The organism is Microbulbifer mangrovi (assembly GCF_002009015.1).
Taxonomy (GTDB): Bacteria; Pseudomonadota; Gammaproteobacteria; order Pseudomonadales; family Cellvibrionaceae; genus Microbulbifer; species Microbulbifer mangrovi.
Genome location: NZ_LZDE01000100.1, coordinates 1 through 1,078, shown reverse-complemented (window position 1 = coordinate 1,078; position 1,078 = coordinate 1). Strand labels below are relative to the sequence as shown.

Here is a 1,078-nt window from a genome sequence, read left to right as displayed (position 1 = left end):
CGTCGGTCTGCCGCACCTTGTTACATGCAGCTACAGAACACCGGCTTCAACAGCTTTGCTGAGTCTTTTCTCTACTATGCTCCACAATTCTTTACTACCTGAAGATATTTTTTTTGAGTTGACTTCAAACACCTGCTCTCTAGAAATATTATTTTTCTTCCAGCTGTGTCCGTCATCATAAATATTGTGGAGTAGCGGAGGAAGTCGATCTATTGACTTGGCAAATTTTGCGTCCGGAGTTTTGCCCTCTTCAAACTCTTCCCAAAGCTGAATAAATTCAGATGCTAAATGTTGCGGTAGGATATTGAGAGTATCTTTAAGGCTATCTTTCTCTTCCATTTTTTCAGCATCAGATAAAGCTTGATACACAATGCGATCTCCGCTGCCTATTTCCCCGAGATCGTGAATGAGCAACATTTTTACAACTCGGTTTATATCAATGGCTTCATTTGCATAATCTTTGAGCATGAGCGCACAAAGTGCCACATGCCAACTATGTTCACCTGAATTTTCATAGCGCTCTAGGCCAACTGGACGAGTTTTTCGGGTAACCGCCTTTAATTTCTCTACTTCAACAATAAACTGCAGAATTTTTTCGATATCTTCCATGTGACCTCTTTCAGCATGTAACGCCCGGCGCAGGGGCGGTGTGCGCAGCACGCCGTCCCAGTGGCCGCAGGCCACGACTGCCGCGGCTTGTTATGGCTTTGCTACTCTGGAACACAATCATGCACCCAGAATATGTCTTCAATTTCAACTTTCTCCAAGCGCCCTTCAATTTCTTCGTAGAAATTTAAACCAGGGTTACGCTCTTTTAGAGTCCGTAGTGATTGGCGAAGGAATGCCATGCCTAGAACTATACAATCAAAAGCAGAGTTTCCTTCTAGAGTGCGATTTTCACAAATAGCCCCACTACAAACCACGCGATAGGTCCAATTGTTCCCCTTACCTTTGATATCTGAAAGGGATAGGGTAAGTGGCTCAACCTTCTTTCTAGTTTTTCCATACCTCAATTCGGTCACATATTCCATTGTGCAATGGACTCCTTGTGGCCATAACGCCGCCAGCAGGGGCAGCT

2 protein-coding genes are annotated in these 1,078 nt (G+C 44.4%); both read right to left on the bottom strand.

Annotated elements, in window-relative coordinates; translation table 11 throughout:
- Positions 1-30: 30 nt before the first annotated feature.
- Positions 31-609: an HD domain-containing protein gene (locus B4U49_RS00475; protein ID WP_078082650.1), complete on the bottom strand. Its 579-nt coding sequence runs from the start codon at positions 607-609 to the stop codon at positions 31-33.
- 101 nt (positions 610-710) lie between these two features.
- Positions 711-1,078: hypothetical protein (locus B4U49_RS00470; protein WP_204902952.1), on the bottom strand; the 368-nt coding region annotated here is incomplete at its 5' end.